We start from the raw sequence: 20,500 nt of genomic DNA, 5'->3' as shown, positions 1-20,500 counted from the left end.
AGCTATGCTATGCCATCCTTCGCCTCTGCCGCGGCCTGCTGGCAGGCAGGGCAAAGGCCATAGAAATAATACTGCTGTCCCGTAAGCTGATAGCCGGTCTCCTCCATGACCTGCTGACTGAAACTGTCCGTGGGCAGGGTCTTCACATCATCGACCCGCCCGCACTGCAGGCAGTGGATATGAGGATGTGGCTGGACTCTGGCATCATAACGGAAGGAATCCTCCCCCACATTCAATTCCTGAGCCAGTCCCACCTCGCAAAAAATCTTCACAGACTTATACACCGTAGCCAGACTCATGGTGGGATAATCTTCCAGCAGCTGGTTATAGAGGGTCTCCGCACTGGGATGTTCATCCATATGTGCCAAAGCGCTGTAAACTGCCAGCCGCTGTGGCGTGACCTTGAAACCACGCTCCCGCAGCAGCGCCGTCACTTCCTTTGGTTTCAATGGAGGCCGCATAAAACTTACCTTCTTTCATAAATGCTAACAAATAACCATTATTTATTAGCATTTATTTTAATGATTTTCAGTCCCTCTGTCAATCCGGATTCAAACCAAAGTCTCCCCTGTTGCCTTGTCCTCTGCCCCTGAAAGGGGGCAGCTTTCAGCCTTATCAGGTCAGATGTCCTTTTAAAACGATAAAAAACAAGTTACAATAATCATGATATCCTAACATATTTATAGTCATAGTAGAAAGAAGGATGCTTTGTGAAAATTACCCTGAAACGCACCTTTAGACAAGCCGCCCTGACGGCTCTCACCGCCGCCATTGTCAGCGGCACGGCCTTTGCCGGGGATCTGACGGTATTCTCCACCTCTGATGTCCACGGCAGCGTCATCGGCTGGGATTACTTCCGGGCCAAACCTGCGGACGTAGGCCTGGCCAAGATCAGCACCCTGATCCAGGAAGCCCGCCAGCAGCAAACGAAAGATGATGCCATGCTGATCATCGACGCTGGCGACATCATCCAGGGTACGCCGCTCGACACCTATATGGTCAAGAACAACAAGGAATGGAAAGCGGGCCAGCATCCCATGTTTGCCGCCTTCAAGACCATCGGCTATGATGCCATCCTCTGCGGCAACCACGAATTCAACTTCGGTCTCGACTATCTGCAGAAGGCCATTGGCGACCGCAAGGACATCATGCTGTCCGCCAACACCATCGATACGAAAACCGGCAAGACTTGGAAAGGCGTGAAACCCTACCTCATCAAGAACCTCAAGATTGACGGCGAGAATCTCAAAGTTGCCATTATCGGCACCGTTACCCCCGCCATTCCCAATTTCGAAGCTCCCGCTCATTATGCCGGCGTGCGCTTTGACGACCAGATTCCCGTAATCCAGCAGTGCATCAAAGAAGTCAAAGCCAAGGGCGCTGACCTCGTCATCGTGGCCACGCACAGCGGCGTAGAACGGGCTGACCGGGACAGCGACGAGAATCAGGTCGTAAACATCGCCAAGAACTGCCCGGGCATTGACCTCCTCATCTGCGCCCACAACCATGTGGTCATCGACAACAAAGCAGGCATCAAGGGCACGGACTACAAAGATGCCGTAATCAATGGCGTCCCTGTCATTGAATCCGGCAAAGACGGCAAATTCCTGGGCCAGAGCAAGCTCACCCTGCACAAGAAAAACGGCCAATGGCAGGTGGAAAAAGTGACCACCGAAGCCCTGTCCGTCAAAGGCGTAGCCGATGACCCCGTCATCGTGAAGCAGGCCAAGCCCTGGCACGACAAGACCCTCGCTTATCTGCAGCAGGTCGCCGGCCAGGCAGATGGTGATTTCATCGGTGCAGAATCCAATCATCAGGACTCCGCCATCGTGGATCTCATCAATACCATCCAGCGGGATGTAGCCGGTACGCAGCTTTCCGCCGCCGCCTCCTTCAACACCAGCCAGAACATCGAAAAAGGCCCCATCACCCTTCAGCAGCTCTCGGGCCTCTACATTTACGAGAACTATCTCTACGGCATCGAAATCACCGGCAAGCAGCTGCGCCAGTACATGGAAAAAGCCGCTTCCTACTATGGTACCAGCCCGGACTACAACTACGACATGCTGCAGGGTGCGGACTACGTCATTGATATGAGCAAACCCGTAGGCAGCCGCATCACGAAACTCGAATACCAGGGCAAGCCCGTACAGGATACGGACAAATTCACCCTCGCCATGAACGACTACCGCTTCAACGGCGGCAGCGGCTACATGGAAGCCATGGGCTTTAACGAAAACAACCCGCCCAAAGTCGTCTACGACTCCATCAAAAAACTCGGCGACGACGGCCAGGTCCGCAGCCTTATCATCGACTACATCAAGAAAAAAGGCACGATCACCCCGACCGTCGATAACAACTGGAAAGCCATCAACGTGAAAAAACAATAAAATAAGGCATACTCGAATCCCGAGTACACCTTGACCGATACGCCTCATTCTCTTATAATGAATGAGGCGTATTTTTCGCGCCAGCCACCATAACGGTAGGCGGCTTGTTTCCCCTCGCAGAAAGGGTCGATCCCTTATAGAGAAAGCGAGGTCATAGTTATGAATGACACCACTTTGCAGCTTCTGCTGATTTGGCTCATTATAATGACGATGAAAAAGAAATAACCGCCCAAGTGACCAAACTCAGCGGTTAAATCTTTTGTTTAAATTTAGTAATTAACCATCGAGCGAGGGAACAAGCCGTCTATCGGTGGCTTTCTTTATGTCCATTATACCAACAAACCCGCCTTTTGACAAGGCGGGTTCTTGTGTTGCGCTTGTTTTACTATGAAATCTTTGCGAGTCAAGCCGTTAGGCGCGGAATCGCTTAGATTTCGTGTAAGGGCGTAGCGACGCAACGCTAGTCCTTTAGGATGCGAAACACTGTTTCGCACAAAGTTTAGTTCGCGCCGTTGACGTATTTTACATTGTCGTCATTGTTGATCGGAGTCTTGCCGCAGTAGCGCATGAGGGCGCGGAAGAAGGAGGCGCTGCGGTTTACACGCTGGATAGCTTCCTCATGGGTGAGTTCACGGTCTTCTGCACGAAGCTTCTGAGCCAGTTCGAAGGACTCGTTAGCAATCATCAGCATGTGGTCAATGATTTCATCCTCGCTGTTGAAGCGGAGGCTGTCATCCACCGTCATTTCCTTCGTGATCAGGGGCACACCATCCACATCCCATTTCACTTCACTGTGATTGAGCGTCTGGTCAATGTTCAGATGATGTTTCTTGTTGAAATCATCATAGACGGACATATGCAGCGGCATGGACAGGTCACCGCAATAATGGCCGAGGATCGCATAGTTGTAATCATCGAACTTGCCCAGTTCCGTCCAAGCCTTGGACTTGCGGGTAGCGTTGATGATGGCACCGAGGATCCAGCCGTCCGGGCTGTCATCACGGCCCTGGCCGATCATTTCCAGCTGTGCTTCCACATCTTTGCGCGTAGGCGGTTTGGAAGCATCAAAGAAATGCCCCTGGCCATCCGTCTTTCTGAGCTTGTTGATGTTGGACACCGTCTTGGAAACGTCCGGAGACGGCGCATTCTGATAGCTCATCAGACCAGCGGCACGCTCAATAGCCATATGGGTCTGGTCCGTCCAGGCCTCAGCCGGCGCCGGAGCAAAGGTCATGGCACCGAAAGATGCCAGCATTGCCGGAATAATCATCAGTTTGGATTTCTTGCCGAATTTCATTTATCTAACCTCCAATTCTAAAATAACCAACACACTACCCCCTCTGTCCGCTTTGCGGACATCTCCCTAAAGGGGGCAGCTTTCTCAAGGGCCTTGTAATACAAAGAGGCTGTGAATCGTCCTTCCGCCGTCCCCTTCAGGGGGAAGGTGGCTCGTCAGAGCCGGAAGGGGTTACTCTTTAGCTTGTTCGCTTATACGAATCGGATAAAAAGTTACCCCCTTTGCCCTTACGGGCACTTCCCCCTGAAGGGGGCAGCTTCAGGACTTTTCACAGCCCCTCTTTATGAGTTAATTTTTAGGGGAATCAACGGAACTTGTAGGCAACTTCAGCGGTTACAGCCGTCTTCCACTGGCCATCATATTTGTCACGGTAGTCGGAACCACCTTTATCCTTCATACGGGAAACTGCGATATCTGCAGAAAGCCCCTTCTTGAAGGTATGACCATAGTTGAGACGCCAGCCTCTGGCATCATCAAAGAAGGTCGTGTTGTGCGAATCCGTAGCATTCACGCCGACATCCTGATACTTGAGGGACCATACATTCGTCCCCGGTTTCTGCAGGGGCAGGCCGGAAGTCATATCAGAGGTCGGGCCGGTGAACACTTCAACGTACCATGCACGTCTGCCAGCATTGTTGTTGGCCGTACGGTTACCATAAGCCGTGCTTCTGTTGCTGACTTTCTTGGAGAAGTTATTGATGAACTCGCCCTGTACCGTGAAATCCTTGGCTTTTACCTTGGAACCTACGGACAGCAGATGGAGTTCATTATACCCCTTGCTGGTTATGGAACCATCCCAGTTGGTCTGGGTGGCACGGCCATCGCCGCCGTCATTCACATCGGTATCATGGTCGATATAGGTCAGGGAGAACTGCCACGGTTTGGTCACATTATGGGTGAAGTTAGCAGCATAGAAGTTGGAGCCGTTGGCCTTCTGGCCCACCAACAACTGCAGGCAGGTCGGGTCATACCAGTTACCGAAGGAAATCTGCGCACCCGTCAGGTTACCCGTGGAGTTATGGATCAAGCCCTGACCAAGGTATGCGCCCTTCTTACCAAGGGTATAGACCATATTGGCCTTGCGGTCACGCAGCTGCAGGAATGCCTGGTCAAAGTACGCATCGCTGTTCTGGCTTACGTGCTTGTTGTCTTTTAAAACAGTTTCGTAACCAGAGTGCAGACGTGCCTGGAACATGGTGTTTTTGTCCTGATGATACTGGATCTGCAGACGAGTATAGTTGTTCCAATAGCTCCGGTCTACCTGTTTTCGGTCAGTGGTATCCCATTTGCCGTAGCCCAGTTTATGTTTGTCCCAGTTGTAGCCGATTACGCCGTTGATTTCCATGCGGAACTTATCGGAAATCTCTGCACTGGCCGTCTGCGGTGCAACTACGCTTACACCAGCGGTGGTCCCCATCATCAGGGCCATGGCCAATGATAATTTAGCTGATTTTTTCATTATGATATCCCCTATCTTCTAAAAACGTCTCTATTATTTAATGTCAGGTCGTACTAAGCGGATAGTACGCTACCCCCTCTGGGCCTTGCCCATCTCCCCCTGAAGGGGGAGGTTGGCTTTATGCCTCTTTGGGGTGTTAGTTTTCTGTCCCGGGTTTGGTGTTAGCCTTGTCCTGAGCGTTCTTCATCGGACGCCAGGTGCGCAGGGACTTGCGGCGGGTTTCGCTCTTTTCAGCAGGGCTCTGTTTCCAGTAGTTGCCGTCTTTCGCCAGAACAGGTTCCCAGTCACCATAGGTCGGGTTCGGCAGCACGATGAAGCGGTTGCCAAATTCCTTCTGATGCTGATCAACAAGGCCATTGCGTTCTTCCTGGCTCTTGTGATAAGAACCGATTGGCATATCGCCGGTGTTGTCGCCCATGAAAACCACTACATCATAGTCTTTCATGACCTGCTCGAAGCGGGGCATCTTATCGCTCGTGTCCGTCTTCAGCAGCATATGCTTCTTGTCAATCTGCGGGAAGCCGATTGCCTTCATGTTTTTAGCGGAACCTTCGTACTGTGTCTTCATGCTGCGGTTCGTCACATAGAAAATATCTACACCCAGTCTGTCCACAGCCTGGAGATATTCAGCGGCACCCGGCATTGCCGTAGCCTTAGCAGCAGCGCACCATTCATCCCAGGTAGCATTGCTGTAGCTGTTGCCCGTACCGATAAGGCCGGCTTCAAAAGCGCTGTTGTCCAATACCGTTTCATCCGCATCGAGAACAATAGCCAGCGGCTTGTCACCCTTCTTGTGATGGGCAACCGCATGCACGACACGCTCTAATGCCGTGTTGTATGCCTGATAGCAAAGCTCACGGTACTCAGCGGAGTTCTGGAACCAAGCCACAGCCATTCCCAATTCACCGTTCAGCTGCTCCTGCGTGTAATCAGCAGGAACATCTGCAGCATAACTGGTCGAAAGCGGCGCTGCCATAAATGAGACGCTCATAGCGGCTGCAATCAGCAGGCTCTTTCTCTTGCTCAAGAAATTCATCTACATAACCCCCTAAAATAACCCTGTCTGAAAATCGCCAGGTTCCCAACCGTCAGAGGATGATTCCCCGAATCACGCTGCAGCACATGGTTCCGATCTGTTCAGGCAGTTTCCATGTTGCCTGCCTGCCAAAGAATAGGCTTTCAGCGCAATCTCTCATTTCGCTCTAATTGTTGTTTCTCTTGCTAATTTTCAAACTATTTGAGAACTACAGGTTTATTATATCCTGCTTTTTCGTGAAATAAAAGGTCAGGTGTCCTACATAGTACACATTCATTTACTACTTTCTCTCATTTTTCTGAAATTCGCCTGAAAAATGCGGTGTAACAATTTTGATCTGCACATCAAAACGCCTTCCCTTCCGGGAAGGCGTTTTTCCTGCCAATATTTTATTGCAGATCGAGCTGGATCAGCAGCGGATCATGGTCGCTGACACGGCCGTGTTCTTCCATGAAAGAAGAGTTCACATGCACGATGTCGAATTCGTAGTGACCTTTCAGATTATTGCTGACAATGATATTGTCCAGAATCTGGTTATTTCCCTGATAATAGTAGGCATAGCGGTCACCTAAATCATAGTCCTTGATCACGCTGGTCATGTTGGCCCCCTCGAAGGTCTTGATTACGGGGCTGAATTCGAAATCGTTGAAGTCACCCGTGAGGATGATGTTGAGATTCGGGTTCTGTTTGAAGCCCTCATCCACGAACTTCTTGATGTCAGCAGCCAGTTTGAGACGTTTTGCTTCCGATTTCAGCACCACAGGCTGCTTCTGCCCATAGAGGGTATCGTCGCCGCGTTTGGAGTTCAGATGGTTGGCCACAATGACCACATCCTTGCCGTTGAAGGTGAATTCCGCAGCCAGAGATTTACGCGTGAAGTTATAGAGTTCATCCTTGGGATTGATACGGCCCGGATTCAGGGACAGATGTCCATCCACCCATTTGTTCGCATCATTGGCCTTGCCGATTTTGCCGGCCTTCAGCTGCACCCTGTCGGGACGATAGAAATAAGCGACACGGATGTTGGCACCGGGCTGGCCGCCATCCTCATTATTGTTCGGATTGATGTTGACGCAGTCGTACTGCACACCGGAGATCTCCTTGATGGCATCGGTGAGGCGCTTGGCACTCTTGGTGGCATCCGCATCCCCGCTATCCGTGGGGCCATCATTGTCCTGCAGTTCCAGCACGGTGATGATGTCCGGCTTCTTGAGGTCATTGACGATGGATTCTGCCAGCCGTTTCACCTTGCGGTCCGGGGTCTTGCTCGGATTTGCCGAGAAATTTTCAATGTTGTAGGAAGCCACCAGCAGTTTGGCCGGGTCCGGATTGATGGTGGTCTTTTCCGGCTGCAGTCCGCCATCTACCAGCGGCGGCATCTGATTCGTACGGGTGAGCACCTTGAAGATGCCAAAGCCGTAGGAAACCACACCCGTAACATTGCCGTTCAATCGGTCACCGGATTTGCAGACATAGCTCTTGGCATTTCCCCCGACCATGGACAGGCAGATATGCTCGGGATGCATATCCTCAGCCGTAATGGACAGGCTGCCCGAATTATTGAACGGCCCTTCATGCGTGCCAGGTACGACAAAGATCTCGCCATAGCGCTGCGGCCCCAGGATAATGGGCTGTTCCACTTCCACCAGCATGCCTTCCAAGGATTCCCAGAAGTCAATCGCATCTTTATCGGGATTGAACACCGTAAGGCCATCGCTGTCGATGACTTTGCGCGGAATCTTGCGGTCCTTGTCCAGGACTACCGGTTGGGGCAGCTCCTTGCGTCCCAGCTGTTTTACCTTGCTGGCCTTGATTTCCGTGATGGAAAGATCCGTTTCTTCCTTGCCCTTATAGCCCGGGCCATAGAATTCGGTCACTTCACCATCTACAGAAACATAATCGCCAATCCCGGCGCTGGTGTTCGGTGCATAGACCATGATGCCATCAGCTGTCTTGTCGTTGCCATCGCCCTCATCCTGAATGAAGAAAACGCTCTCGCTCTGACGGAACGTGATAACGCCGCGGATATCCTTGACCGTCTTCCCCTTATACGGCGAAACATGGCTCTCGCCCTGAATGTCACCGATATGCAGAGAAGCCTTCTGCTCCGCCGCATAGCTGATGCCAGCCTGCCAGGGCAGTTCCGGCGCGGTATAGAGGCCGGCTCCTGTAAGCATCATGGCCGCCATTCCTGCTCGCAGCCATGTCTTCTTCGTGAATAACATATAAAGATCCCCTTTCGTCAATACGGATTTTCCCATGTAGATTGTAAAGTATCCATGAAATATTGTCAATAGATAAATTTTTCAGATAAATCTTATCCTCTTATGCACGCGCAAAAAAGAGACTGCAGAAGGGCAAGCCTTTGCAGTCTCTCCGTCAGCCAATCATCTTCAGTTAGCCGTCGTTGCTACACCATACAGGCTGGTCGCGCTTTTCGTCTGGATGTAGAATTCGGTGCCGGCAGGCAGGTCGATATTCTTACCATTGACAAAGGCACCGCCGATGACGCCAATCGGCCCCAGGATCACGATGCCCGCCAGGCTGGCACCAGCCGCCATGGCCAGATTCTTCATCTCCTGTTTGGCCTCTTCACCCATGAAAGTGTTGACATAGGTTCCGTCGATGGATTTCGTCTGTTTATAATCAATGTCCAGTTTGGCGTTGCGGCCAAAGTTGCGGGCCTGCTTCACGTTCGTGACCACGCCATCTCCCGGTTCGCCTTTTGCAAAGACCAGTTTGCCATCCACGATGACATCCGCTGCCACTTTGTAACGGATCGTATCACCTTTTTTCAGGTTCTTGGTATTCACTTCATCCACCAGTGCCACTTTGATCAGCGTATTCTGCGGGACGATCACCTTCTCCATCGGGAGCTTTTCCGTGCCGAAGGAAGCACGGGACAAGCTGGCGATACGCTTTTTATAGGTGCCTTCATTCGTCTGGCCGCTGATGGTCATCTCCATATCGGCCACGCGCTTTTCCACGGAATTCATGCTGGCCTCATGGTCGATATTCCACTCGATGGCATTGAGCTGTGCCATCATGGAAGGCTTGCCGTTGTTCTTATACATCTCATCATAAAGGGCATCCACACGGGCCATCATGCTGCCACTGCGATGAGCACCATCATAATCTTTTTCCAGTTTATTGATGCGTTCCAGGATGGCACCGGTCTGCTCCACACCATAGGTGTCCTTTTCCATGACCTCCAGTTTTCCCTGCACCGTCTCTGGCGTAGCAGCACTCGCAATCCCCACAGAAGTTGCCACCAGCAAAGCGGACAGGAAAGATGCACATATCTTACGGAATTTCATAATCGGTCCCCCATTCAATTTCTAAATCACAAATACCATTTTAACATATTTTACGGGATATTTCTTAAATTTACGTTAAAAATTTGCCCCTCATTCTTTGAGCAGGGTGGCCTTCTCCTGATGCTTGGCCAGCTCATATTGCTCGGCCTTGGTTTCCGGCGCATGATTGCCGGCCGGTTCCGGGTGGATCAGGATATCAAAGGCACCGAATTCCGCCCGGATTGCCTCTTCCAATTCATCGCAGATGGCATGGACATGCGCCAGATGCATATTGCCATCAAAGAGCACATGCACATCCAGCAACTTGTAGGACCCGGACTTACGCGTGCGCAGGCAGTGGCATCCCCGGACTTCAGGAATATCATCAATGATTTCCATGATGCGGCTTTCCATCTCCTCTGGCAGGCTCACATCTGTCAGCTCCATCGTAGAATCCACGACCATCTTCCAGCCTTCCCGGAAGATGATCACCGCCACCACAATGGCAATGGCACCATCCAGCCAGGCCCAGCCAGTGACTTCCATGAGCAGCAGGCCTGCCATGACGCCGACAGACGTCCAGACATCCGCGCGCAGGTGCAGGCCATCAGCCTCCAATGCCTGCGATTCGGTGAGCTTGCCCACGGAAATCAATTTCTGCGATACCACGAGATTGATGATGATGGACACCAGCATGATTGCCACGCCAAAGTGCAGCATCTCCGGCACCGTATCCTGCCCCAAATGTTCAAAGGCCTCGTAGACGATACCGCCAGCGGCAGCAACAATCAGCAGGGCCTCCACGGCTGCCGAAAGGTTTTCAAACTTGCCATGTCCATAATCATGCTCCAGATCCGGCGGCGTGACGGATTTTTTCACCGCCCAGAACGCAATCAGCGAAGCCAGCAGATCCACACTGGAATGGAGCGCTTCGGAAATCAGGCTCACAGCGCCAACCCATACGCCCACAATCAGCTTCAAGAGCACCAGCACCGTATTGGATATGATGGACAGATAGGCCGTGTCTTTTTTTAAAACATCGATTTCGGTCATGATAATCCCCCCAATTTGCATATGACCTAAACAAGCTGCCCCCAATAGGGGGCAGCTTGTTACATACGTTTCTTGCCGCGGGACTGCGCGTAAATATAATCCACCACTTCCTGCATGGGGGATGTCTCTACAAAGGGCAATTCCTGGGATACGGCATCGCTTTTCTCCAAGACTTCCTTCGTATCATAGGCCTGAACTTTGGAAGAAATAATGCGATACACCATCTTTTCCTTGTTGAACTGCATCAGATAGGTATAGCGGCGCTGCGTACGGGCCTTGACCACCGCCACCCGTGCCTGCACCAATTCATACGTGCGCATTGAACCATCCAGCTGCGGCGCTTCCTCTGTGGTATAAGCAATGGAATTCACATCCACATAATATCCCGTAGGACCTACTGCATCCACAAATTGCAGCTTCTCCGCCGCAAAAACCGTAACGCTCCCCAGCAGCCATAAACCCATCAACAAAGGTAAAATCCGCCCTATTTTCATGCATGCCTCTTCTTTCTATCTGTGTAGCTGAATTCTTCTAAACATGACCCATTATAGCTAAAAAGATAGTTTGACGCAAGCCATTCAGCAAATTCGGGGCACGATATTCCCCAGCGGCATATCCACCACGCGGATACCGCCGATAGCCGTCCGCAAACCGACGGTTCCCGGTGCTTCTGCCGTCACCTCACCGATAATGCGTGCATCCTGTCCATAAGGACTCGTCCGCATGGCCTTGAGCACTTTTTCCGCACTGCCTGCCGGCACGAAGGCCACACATTTGCCCTCGTTAGCCAGATACAGCGGATCGAAGCCCAGCATATCGCAGACCCCCTGCACTTCCGGATGGATGGGAATCTCATCCTCGTCGATCAGGATACCACACTTCGATGCTGCCGCGATCTCATTGAGCACCGCCGCTACGCCGCCACGCGTGGGGTCGCGCAGCACGGCGATATCCGGCGCCGCTTCCAGCATCGCTTTGGTCATCTTGTTCAACGGCGCACAATCCGTCTGCACGCTGGCTGGCAGGCTGATATTATGCCGCCCGGCCATGATGGCCGCCGCATGGTCACCGATATAGCCGGACAAGATGACCTTCATCCCCGGCTGCACCTTCAGCGGGCTGATATCCGTGCCTGGAATCTTGTCGCCAATGCCGGCGGTATTGATGAAAATACCGTCCGCCTTGCCTTTCTCCACGACCTTCGTATCGCCCGTGGCAATGACCACGCCAGCCTCGTCCGCCATCTTCTTCATCGTGCTCACAATGGTCTGCAGATCCTTGATGGGGAAGCCTTCCTCGATGATCATCCCCACGGAAATATAACGTGGAACCGCGCCGGTCATCGCCAGATCATTGACCGTGCCGCAGATGGCCAGCTTGCCGATATTGCCGCCCGCGAAGAACAGCGGCTGCACCACATAGGAATCCGTGGTGAATGCCACCTCGCCGCTCATCTGCACCAATGCCCCATCATGGAGGGTATTGAGCACCGGATTGCCATACGCCGGCAAAATCACCTGCTCCATGAGTTCCTGACTCACCCGTCCTCCGGCACCATGGGCCAGAGTCACTTTATCACTTGCCATATGTAAACCTCCCCTGACCATATTTATACCAGGCCGCACACACGCCTTCCACCGACACCATGCAGGGGCCGATGGCATGCGTGGGCACACAGGCCTTGCCAAACAGAGGGCACTCCTTGGGCGTCACGATTCCCCGGAGCACTTCCCCACAGCGGCAGGCCGTTTTCTTCGCCACCGTCTCCACCTCGATGGGCAGGACCTGCTCAATATCAAAGCGGGCGTATCCGGCCCGCATCTTCAGCCCGGACAGAGGCACAACGCCCATGCCGCGCCAGCCGGTATCGCAGGGTTCATAGACTTGGTTGGTGATCATCATGGATACGGGATTGCCCTCAGGCTTCACCACGTCCGTATACTCATTTTCCACTCTGGCCTCACCCTTTGCCACCTGCTGCACAAGGCGGTAAAGCCCCCGCAGGATCTGCACCGGCTCAAACCCCGTGACCACTCCGGGCACGTGATATTTCGTGATGACCGGCTCATAAACACCAGTCCCTGTGACAACCGATACATGCCCCGGCAGGATAAAACCATCCACATGGACTTCCTCATCATTGAGCAGGGTTTCCATGACTGGCGGCACCAGCTTCTGCGCAGAAAGCATGAAGAGATTATCAATCCCCTGCTGCTCAGCAGCCAGCACCGTAGCCGCCGCCGTAGGCGCGGTGGTCTCAAAGCCCACCGCCAGGAAAATGACCTTCTTGTCCGGATTGTCTTTGGCTATCTGAATGCTGTCCATAGGCGAATACACAATGCGGATATCTGCGCCATTGGTCTTGGCCTCGTTCAAACTCGACTTCGAACCCGGTACTTTCAGCATATCGCCGAAAGTCGCGATGATCACATCATCACGTTCCGCATAGGCAATGGCCTTGTCCATATAATCGTCCGGCGTCACGCAGACCGGACACCCCGGCCCCGACACCAGTTCCACCGTTTCCGGCAGCATCTGCCGAAGCCCTGCCCGGAAAATCGCCACCGTATGCGTGCCGCAGACCTCCATAAAGCGCAGCTTGCGCCCCGTGGACGCGGCCAGTTCACCAATCTTCGTTACGAGTTCTCTGGCAAACTCCCGCTCCTCAGCTTTCGTCAGTTTCTCCTGTCCCGTCACAGCTTATCCACCGTCCTCGGCGCTCCGCGCATCTCCGCCATCAAGGCATAAGTCTCCTGCGCATCCTTCTCCTCCACCTTCTGCATGGCAAAGCCGGCATGGACTAAAACATAATCGCCAATCTTCGTCTCCGGCAAAAGCATCAGGCTCACATCACGGGTGACACCAGCAATATCCACCGTACCCATGGCATCCTTTATCTCAATCACTTTGGCAGGAACAGCCAAACACATATTATCTACCTCCATTTGTGGTGGGCAACGATACAGATTCATTGTTGCCCCTTTCGGTGCTTCGCACCACTTCCCCCCAGAGGGGGAAACTTTCTATTTTCTACTTTCAGCGTATTACTAACAAACTTTATCCTTAACAACAAACAAATTCTGCCTATCAGCCTCTCTTTGTGCCGAACAACATAGCTATTTTACAGCAAATTTGCCTGGCGCAGGGCGGCGGGGGTGTTGTGCTGGAGCGTTTGACTGTCCGCGTTAAGAAAGTATTTTTTGCCGTCCGCCAAAATGCCTACTGTTTGAGCGCAGCGAGTTTAGGCATTTTTACGGACATAAGGGCAAAAAATACTTTTAGCGGACAGTCTAAGCGGAAGCACAACACCCCCGCCGCCCGAAGCCACCACGCATCATCTGACAGCCGAAAAGTCCTCAGCAACTTTATTATAGTCCATATCAGCAACGCCCGTCCGCACTTTCGGCTCAATGCCCCAGTTTTTGAGTTCCGCCAGTGCCTGTTCCACCATCCCCGGCAAAAGCTTCATCATGCCGTCAGACAGTTCCACGCCCGCCTCCACATCATATGGCTGGGCGCCGATGACCACCACATCGGGAATCTTATGCCCGGTGACCGTCAGCAGTCCCAGCACATCCTGGATGCCGACTTCATGAGCCGAAAGCTTATCCTGAAAATGCTCCATGACATCATCATTATGGAAACGGAAGGTCGTACCCGGCTCGGCACCGCCGTTGATGGAATCAATCACCAACAGCTTCTCCGTCCCCGTCACATACTGCGTGAGCTCAATCCCCAGCGTACCACCGTCCACAATCTGCACATGCTCCGGGAACTCATAATGCTTGTCGAGATATTCCGCCACACGCACACCAAACCCCTCATCCCGCAGGATGATATTGCCGATGCCCAAAATCGTCACTTCTGTCTTATAGAGCACATTATCCAAAGAGGATGTGCCGCCTGCCGTAAATACATCTGCCATAATCAGTTTCCTTTCTTCGCCGCAATCTTCTGCAGCAGCCAGTCACACCAGGCATCAATTCCATCGCCCTTGGTGCAGGACACCTCCAGCACCCCGATGCCCGGATGCAGGCTCGTGATATCCTTCTTCGCTGACTCCATATTGAAATTGCAGTAGGGCGCCAGATCCACCTTGTTGATCAATGCAATCTCGCTTTCCTTGAACATCAGCGGGTACTTCAGCGGCTTGTCGTCTCCTTCCGTTACCGAGAGCACCACAGCCCGGGCATCTTCACCCACGGGGAATTCTGCCGGGCACACGAGATTGCCCACATTTTCCACCACCAGTAAATCCAGCTCGTCCAGATTCATTTCCTTGACGGTCTTCTGCACCATATTGGCATCGAGATGGCAGCCGCCTGCCGTATTGATCTGGATGACCGGTACGCCGTATTTGTCGATGCGCTCCGCATCCTTGCTCGTGAAAAGATCGCCCTCGATGACCGCCATGTTGATCTTATCCTTGAGCCGCTCCATCGTCTTTTCGAGCACTGAAGTCTTGCCCGCCCCCGGCGAACCCATAAAGTTCAGCACGAACACTTTCTTTGCCGCAAACATGGCCTGATTTTCAGCGGCCAGCCGGTCATTTTCCCCTAAGATATTCTTGATAACCTTGATTTCCATATTCAGTCAACCTCCAGATATTCCACCTGCATCTCCCTGCCGCTGATGGTCGTAAGCACGCCATTCTCGCATTCGGGACACCAGAAATCATAATGTTCGATATGATATTCCCTGCCGCATTTGCTGCACCTGCCCACCAACGGCACATGTTTTATCTTAAGCTGTGCCCCTTCGGCAATGGTTCCCTGCACCAGCATGTTAAAGGAAAATTCCAGGGAATCCACCTCGACACCGGACATTTCACCCAAAAGCAGGCCGATTTCATTGATCTTTTTGGCAGCATTCTGTTTTGCATAGTCCAAAGCAATATCCAGAATGCCCTCGGCAATGGCCATTTCATGCATAACTTTTCACCCTTTTTATAAAGCATCTTGTTGGGAGTGTTCCCCCATCTGATACATAATGAAAACGCCTCCCCCGCCAACACTAATAAGGGCAGGGAAGGCGTAATCCAAAGCTGTGACTTACAGGATGGCATCCAATCCGCGATCATTCAAAGCCTTCAGGATCTCTCCGAGCTTCGTCTTCTCCGGATTGTAATCCACCGTGGTCTCACCATCATGGGCATGGATATGGACATACAGTACCCCGGGCATCCCCAGAAGTTCTTTTTCCACTTCCTGAGCGATCTCCTCAGTATAACCATGCACCGTAAACTGCAGGCGGGTATTCGCAGCACCCTCATGCCCGCAACCACATTCTTTACACATGGGCAAAGCCTCCTTTATTGAATCAAATCGTGCGTTATCGTTGCCCGGCGCTCAAGGAAGAGCGCCGGCGGACGTAAATCGCGTGATGCGATTTCAGTCCGCTGTTTCTTTTGGTACTTTTCTTTGCACCAAAGAAAAGTACAGAAATTACGCACTAACTATAACCGCTAGCCAATCTTGCCCAGTGGTCAGTAACAAAAGACTTACTTCAGCGTCCCATCGAGGTGACCAGCATCTCTCGGTTCATGCGCCAGGATCTTGCTGCCGGAGAACATCGAGGAAACCTCGCTCTCCCCTTCCATAAACTCAGCACGGATAACCATGTAGAGATGGCCGATGGCAAACAGGATAATCGCCCAGGCCACATAATGATGCACGAGATGTGCCATCATCTCGCCGCCGAGCACCGTAATCACCCAGCCGAACAAGGTGCCGCCGATGCCGAAAGGATCCGTCATATAGTAGATGCCGAAACCCGTGAGGATCTCGATGAACACCAGTACATACAGGAACGCATAGGAGCAGCGTGCCAGCGGGTTACGCAGATAAGAAGCATGCTCCGATCTCAGGAACATATAATGCAGTGCCACATCTACTGTATTGCTGTAGAAATATCCCTTCCACACATGGGGGAACAGCCGATCACCAGGATTGATGATAAAGCCGTAGATTTTCAGGATAAACGCGGCACTAAACAGATAGGCTGCCAGGAAATGGATATTGCGGATGTTATCTACCGTCATGCCAGAGAACGTCGGCTCTGCGGAATAGATAATCCATGGGCTGGTGATCATCAGGCCTGTAGCGAACAGCACGCAGATGCTCACCACCATAATCCAGTGAAAAATCCGCAGCCAGGGACTAAACAGGTAATATTCCCTGCGAACTACTTGTTTCATAGCCTTTTCCTTTCTGCAGATTACTTGTCAACGCGGGTACCAGAATAAGGATCCGTGGTAATGACATTGATCTTTTCACCCTTGGCATTGAACATATGGGTTGCACAAGCCATGCAGGGGTCAAAGGAACGGACAACCTTTACGATTTCCAGCGGCTTGTCGGGCACTTTCACCTGCGTGTCCTTCATGGCCATCTCATAGGCACCATTGCCGGCGTTATCGTCACGCGGGCAGGCATTCCAGGTGGTCGGCACGATGCACTGGTAGTTGAAGGTCTTGCCATCCTTGATATGGATGTAATGGGACAGTGCGCCACGCGGTGCCTCGTAGAGGCCAACACCTTTGCAGTCTTTCGGCCAGGTGCTGATTTCCCACTTATCGGAGTTGGCTACCTTCGTATCGCCAGACTTGATGTTGGCAATGAGCTTATCAAAGAAGAACTTGTTGATCTCTGCATTGAGCTGTGCATCAAGCGCACGCGCAGCCGTACGGCCAACCATCGTCGGCAGCCATACTTCCGGAGCCAGGCCCAGGACCTTGGAAACTGCATCGAGCTGATCGAGCATCATCTTCTCTGCCCAGGTCGGTTCCGGCAGCAGGCCTTTCTTGGCCTTGGTGTAGATGATGATATAGCGAGCCAGCGGGCCAACTTCGCAGAGCTTGCCCTTCCATTTCGGCGTCTTCAGCCAGGAATATTTGCCGGTCTCATTGAGCGCCTTCCAATCCGTCGCCGTGCCCTCTTTAGGACCGGTGAACTTAGGCGCAGTAACGCCATCCCAAGGATGCAGGTCTTTCTTCCCGGCAGGATACTCATACCAAGCGTGGTCAACGCTTTCCGTAATATTTTCCGTCGTAACATCTTCTGCCGTTACCTCCGAGAACTTAGCGGCTGCAATGCCCTTGCCGAAATCTTCGACTACGCCGTTGCAACGGATGAGCTGGTTCTTGAAGAAGCCGCCATCGGACGTGCCCGTGTAGCCTTCGATCGGATAGGAGCCATAACCCAGCACGCAGGTCTTGGCCATGCCGCCGCCATCGACGCGGCCGGCTTTGACATATGCTGCACCGATTGCCAGCAAGTCAGGCAGATAATAATTGTTCACGAGGCTTCTGCCCATATTGATGGCACGGTCCACGATCTCCAGTCTGGCCGTGTTGACCGGTGCATTGCCATCGTCCAGGGAAATGGAGCAGGGCATACCGCCGACCACATAATGCGGATGCGGGTTCTTGCCGCCGAAGATGACATGCGGCGTAACGAGTTCACGCTGCTTGTCGAGCATTTCGAGATAATGTGCCACAGCCAGGAGATGAACTTCCGGCGGCAGCAGCTTGTAATCGGGATGATCCCACCAGTTGGCGGAGAAGATACCGAGCTGACCGCTTTCGACGATAGCCTTTACCTTGCCTTTGATCTGTTCAAAGTACTGAGGCGTAGCAGCCGGGAAATCATGCTCATAGGCTTCCGTCGTGGAAGTCTCCGGCGCACGGAAAGGCAGTCTGTATGCATTCAGCAGCGTAGTCTGAAGGTTAGCCGTGGCAATGGGATCAGCCGCCAGAGCTTCTACCGGGCTGACCCAGTCCAATGCGTGCAGATGATAGAAATGCACGATATGGTCCTGAACCGTAAGGGTTGCTGCCATGATATTGCGGATATAGTTGGCATTCTTCGGAATGGCAATGCCCAGTGCGTCTTCAACGGCACGGACAGCACCAAGGGCATGTGCGGTGGTGCACACGCCGCAGATGCGCTGGATATATGCCCAGGCATCACGCGGGTCACGGTCTTTCATGACAAGTTCCAGACCGCGCCAGGCGGTACCGGAGGAAACAGCGTCTGTGACCTTGCCCGTTGCTTCATCTACCTGAACCTCGACACGAAGATGGCCTTCGATGCGGGTTACCGGATCTACTACTACATGTTTCATTTATTCACCTGCTCCCTTATTCCTTCTCATGTTCTTCCGCTTCGCGTTTCTGCTTCTGGATGACGCTCATAGCACCATGGACAGCTACGCCGGCAGCCGTACCAACGGCCATAGCGGCACCGATCTTATCCACATTCCCGAGGGGACCATACTCCGGCATGCGGGTGGTCATCGGATCTTCCTCCCAGAAATGGGCATTGGAGCAGCCAATGCAGGGTGCACCGGACTGAATCGGATAACTCATGCCCTGGAACCAACGCAGGTTGCCGCAGGAGTTGTAGGTCTCGGGGCCACGGCAGCCCAGCTTGTAGAGACACCAGCCAGCTTTGGCGCCGGCATCATCGAAGCGTTCCGCAAACATCCCGGCATCGAAGAAGGGACGGCGATAGCAGGTATCGTGGATGCGGTTGCCATAGAACTGCTTGGGACGGCCCTCGTTATCAAGCGGCGGTACCGTACCAAAGAGGGCAACGTGCATCACGACGCCCGTCATGACTTCCGGAATCGGCGGGCAGCCCGGTACATTGATGACCGGCGTCTTGCCTGCAAAATGAGCGATACCGGCTGACCCCGTCGGGTTCGGTTTCGCAGCCTGGATACCGCCGGATACCGCACAGGTACCATAAGCGATGACCGCTGCTGCATTATGGGCAGCGTGCTGCAATGTCTCGATGAAGGGCTTGCCGCCGGACATGCAGTAAACACCGTTGTCCTTCGTGCAGACAGCACCTTCTACACAGAGAATGTACTGACCCTTGTACTTTTTGATGGTTTCTTCCAGATGTGCCTCAAAGGGCTCGCCACTGGCGGCACTCAGAAGATGGTCATACTCCAGCGCAATCTGGCTCAGCACCAGGTCTGAAGCGAGCGGTGCACCGGAACGGATGAAGGATTCATCACACCCCGTGCATTCATGGCCGTGAATCCAGACTACTACCGGCAAAGGCTTCTTTTCGGCAGCTTCCACCACCTTGGACACATGGTCCGTGCTGAGTCCCATCAGGGAAGTCAGAGCTACGCAAGATTTCACGAAGCTGCGGCGGCTCATGCCTTTTCTGAGATATACATCCCACATACTCTCCCGTTTGTCCACTGTTTTACCTCCTCATTTCTATCCTTGCAAAATTGCTTTAGATTCATTACACCGTTGGCTCGTTTACGATGTCATAAAGAAAATCTATTAGCGAACTCCTTTATTATACGCTGAAAAAATACAAAATTCCATATCTATCCCTATAATAATTCGCTATAAATCTTATTTATTTTTCCAAAGCAATAAAGCAAGGATATCGTTTGATAAATCGGACTAATAACGCCCATATTCCATAGGTCTACTGTTTTCCCATTTCGCCAATATAATACCTTTTTCCTGCTACGAAAAAACATTTTCATGCAAAATAAATACGATATCCAGCAATAAAAAAACAAATTTCCCGACCAGCTCTTGTAAAACAATAACAAACGCGGTATACTGAAAAAGGTTCAGAAATGAACTACTATTACGATTAAATCGGGGACGTAGCTCAGCTGGGAGAGCACCAGGTTCGCAATCTGGGGGTCGAGGGTTCAATCCCCTTCGTCTCCACCACTTTGAACGCATAGATCTTCATCTAATGTATGAAGGCTTTGGTTTATAGTACGGAACAACTGACTGGAATAGTTCAGCTGTTCCGTATTTTTGTATCAGTCATGTGTCAGCAGTAATAATTGAGAACATTTTTCACAAAATATCCTCGGCTATTATTTGCTTTTCCTAATAAACCTCGCTATGGTACAATCTGCTGCCCAAAACCGGTGCCCGCTTATGTGTTGTAGTTCCCTAATAAACCTCGCTATGGTACAATC

19 protein-coding genes and 1 tRNA gene are annotated in these 20,500 nt (G+C 52.2%); 2 read left to right on the top strand and 18 right to left on the bottom strand.

What is annotated here, in order from left to right; all coding sequences use genetic code 11:
- Positions 1–2 precede the first annotated feature (2 nt).
- Complete coding sequence (locus BUB68_RS03995) at positions 3–461, bottom strand: transcriptional regulator PerR (protein WP_073088493.1); 459 nt, start codon at positions 459–461, stop codon at positions 3–5.
- A gap of 249 nt (positions 462–710) precedes the next feature.
- On the opposite strand from BUB68_RS03995, the gene BUB68_RS03990 reads away from it, so the two are divergent.
- A complete protein-coding gene (locus tag BUB68_RS03990) occupies positions 711–2,390 on the top strand; it encodes a bifunctional metallophosphatase/5'-nucleotidase (RefSeq protein ID WP_073088492.1) in 1,680 nt (559 codons plus the stop codon).
- A 499-nt stretch (positions 2,391–2,889) separates the two neighbouring features.
- On the opposite strand, the gene BUB68_RS03985 is transcribed toward BUB68_RS03990, so the two are convergent.
- The 17 genes from BUB68_RS03985 to BUB68_RS03905 all read right to left on the bottom strand — a co-directional run bounded on the left by BUB68_RS03985 (position 2,890) and on the right by BUB68_RS03905 (position 19,748).
- Positions 2,890–3,687, bottom strand: coding sequence for a phospholipase C/P1 nuclease family protein (locus BUB68_RS03985; RefSeq protein ID WP_073088491.1), 798 nt, complete (start codon positions 3,685–3,687; stop codon positions 2,890–2,892).
- Positions 3,688–3,991: 304 nt separating this feature from the next.
- Positions 3,992–5,146: a hypothetical protein gene (locus BUB68_RS03980; RefSeq protein ID WP_073088490.1), complete on the bottom strand. Its 1,155-nt coding sequence runs from the start codon at positions 5,144–5,146 to the stop codon at positions 3,992–3,994.
- Positions 5,147–5,282: 136 nt separating this feature from the next.
- Complete coding sequence (locus tag BUB68_RS03975; RefSeq protein WP_073088489.1) at positions 5,283–6,182, bottom strand: 5'-nucleotidase, lipoprotein e(P4) family; 900 nt, start codon at positions 6,180–6,182, stop codon at positions 5,283–5,285.
- A gap of 389 nt (positions 6,183–6,571) precedes the next feature.
- Positions 6,572–8,407, bottom strand: coding sequence for an endonuclease/exonuclease/phosphatase family protein (locus tag BUB68_RS03970; RefSeq protein WP_073088488.1), 1,836 nt, complete (start codon positions 8,405–8,407; stop codon positions 6,572–6,574).
- A 168-nt stretch (positions 8,408–8,575) separates the two neighbouring features.
- Positions 8,576–9,499, bottom strand: coding sequence for a hypothetical protein (locus BUB68_RS03965; RefSeq protein WP_073088487.1), 924 nt, complete (start codon positions 9,497–9,499; stop codon positions 8,576–8,578).
- A 90-nt stretch (positions 9,500–9,589) separates the two neighbouring features.
- Positions 9,590–10,531, bottom strand: a complete 942-nt coding sequence (locus BUB68_RS03960; RefSeq protein ID WP_073088486.1) for a cation diffusion facilitator family transporter — start codon at positions 10,529–10,531, stop codon at positions 9,590–9,592.
- A gap of 59 nt (positions 10,532–10,590) precedes the next feature.
- The gene (locus BUB68_RS03955; RefSeq protein WP_143188077.1) at positions 10,591–11,001 is read right to left on the bottom strand and encodes a hypothetical protein; all 411 of its coding nucleotides are present in this window, start codon (positions 10,999–11,001) and stop codon (positions 10,591–10,593) included.
- A gap of 108 nt (positions 11,002–11,109) precedes the next feature.
- On the bottom strand, positions 11,110–12,117 hold the full coding sequence (gene hypE, locus BUB68_RS03950; protein ID WP_073088484.1) for a hydrogenase expression/formation protein HypE: 1,008 nt from the start codon (positions 12,115–12,117) through the stop codon (positions 11,110–11,112).
- On the bottom strand, positions 12,107–13,210 hold the full coding sequence (gene hypD, locus BUB68_RS03945) for a hydrogenase formation protein HypD (protein ID WP_073088546.1): 1,104 nt from the start codon (positions 13,208–13,210) through the stop codon (positions 12,107–12,109). The genes hypE and hypD overlap by 11 nt, the downstream gene beginning before the upstream one ends.
- A gap of 14 nt (positions 13,211–13,224) precedes the next feature.
- Positions 13,225–13,461: a HypC/HybG/HupF family hydrogenase formation chaperone gene (locus BUB68_RS03940; protein ID WP_073088483.1), complete on the bottom strand. Its 237-nt coding sequence runs from the start codon at positions 13,459–13,461 to the stop codon at positions 13,225–13,227.
- Positions 13,462–13,865: 404 nt separating this feature from the next.
- Positions 13,866–14,456, bottom strand: a complete 591-nt coding sequence (locus BUB68_RS03935; protein ID WP_178139460.1) for a HyaD/HybD family hydrogenase maturation endopeptidase — start codon at positions 14,454–14,456, stop codon at positions 13,866–13,868.
- A 2-nt stretch (positions 14,457–14,458) separates the two neighbouring features.
- Complete coding sequence (gene hypB, locus BUB68_RS03930) at positions 14,459–15,118, bottom strand: hydrogenase nickel incorporation protein HypB (RefSeq protein ID WP_073088482.1); 660 nt, start codon at positions 15,116–15,118, stop codon at positions 14,459–14,461.
- A gap of 2 nt (positions 15,119–15,120) precedes the next feature.
- Positions 15,121–15,462: a hydrogenase maturation nickel metallochaperone HypA gene (hypA, locus tag BUB68_RS03925; protein ID WP_073088481.1), complete on the bottom strand. Its 342-nt coding sequence runs from the start codon at positions 15,460–15,462 to the stop codon at positions 15,121–15,123.
- 120 nt (positions 15,463–15,582) lie between these two features.
- A complete protein-coding gene (locus tag BUB68_RS03920) occupies positions 15,583–15,828 on the bottom strand; it encodes a heavy-metal-associated domain-containing protein (protein WP_073088480.1) in 246 nt (81 codons plus the stop codon).
- A 203-nt stretch (positions 15,829–16,031) separates the two neighbouring features.
- Positions 16,032–16,727, bottom strand: a complete 696-nt coding sequence (cybH, locus tag BUB68_RS03915; protein ID WP_073088479.1) for a Ni/Fe-hydrogenase, b-type cytochrome subunit — start codon at positions 16,725–16,727, stop codon at positions 16,032–16,034.
- Positions 16,728–16,747: 20 nt separating this feature from the next.
- Positions 16,748–18,655: a nickel-dependent hydrogenase large subunit gene (locus tag BUB68_RS03910; RefSeq protein ID WP_073088478.1), complete on the bottom strand. Its 1,908-nt coding sequence runs from the start codon at positions 18,653–18,655 to the stop codon at positions 16,748–16,750.
- A gap of 16 nt (positions 18,656–18,671) precedes the next feature.
- Complete coding sequence (locus tag BUB68_RS03905; RefSeq protein ID WP_073088477.1) at positions 18,672–19,748, bottom strand: hydrogenase small subunit; 1,077 nt, start codon at positions 19,746–19,748, stop codon at positions 18,672–18,674.
- A 419-nt stretch (positions 19,749–20,167) separates the two neighbouring features.
- Here BUB68_RS03905 and BUB68_RS03900 point away from each other — a divergent pair.
- Positions 20,168–20,243, top strand: a tRNA-Ala gene (locus tag BUB68_RS03900).
- The last annotated feature ends 257 nt before the right edge of the window (positions 20,244–20,500 follow it).

This window comes from Pseudoselenomonas ruminantium (assembly GCF_900142515.1).
Taxonomy (GTDB): domain Bacteria; phylum Bacillota; class Negativicutes; order Selenomonadales; family Selenomonadaceae; genus Selenomonas_A; species Selenomonas_A ruminantium_D.
This window is presented reverse-complemented; position numbering and strand designations above follow the sequence as displayed.